This window comes from Polaromonas sp. P1_G2, from assembly GCF_056405515.1.
The window spans coordinates 1-367 of the sequence record NZ_JBFUBY010001693.1; the positions used below are offsets into that span (position 1 = coordinate 1).

Consider the following 367-nt stretch of genomic DNA (forward strand, 5'->3'; position numbering starts at 1 on the left):
CGACAAGGCTTCGCAAACCTCTGTGTAGCACCGCCTTCGCTAGCTCGGGCTCTTTCTTCAACTCTGCGACAAGCGTCTTCGCCGCTGCCTCGATCACAGTCACTTCCGCATCCCTGAGTGCTTTTTGGACAGCGTTGGTTCGTGCCCTTTCATTGTTGCCTTCCCAGATCTTGTCGCTCACGAGAGCATCAAACGCAGCAACCGCTCTGCTGTCTATCGCTGCAGTCAACCCACTATGCCACGACCACTTAAGCCGAAGCGCAACTTCTTTATCCACTTTTGCCATAAAACCCTCCTGCACAATGCCTCCGCGTCCCGCATTTATCTGGGTCGCTTTTTCCCTTGCACGAGGCGCGTAACCCTGGCC

The 367-nt window shown here is 55.3% G+C and carries 1 protein-coding gene; it reads right to left on the bottom strand.

Annotation, left to right across the window (positions count from 1 at the left end; all coding sequences use genetic code 11):
• On the bottom strand, positions 1–286 hold a 286-nt coding region (locus tag AC1D0P_RS32145; protein WP_477680426.1), incomplete at its 3' end, for a hypothetical protein.
• Positions 287–367: the final 81 nt, after the last annotated feature.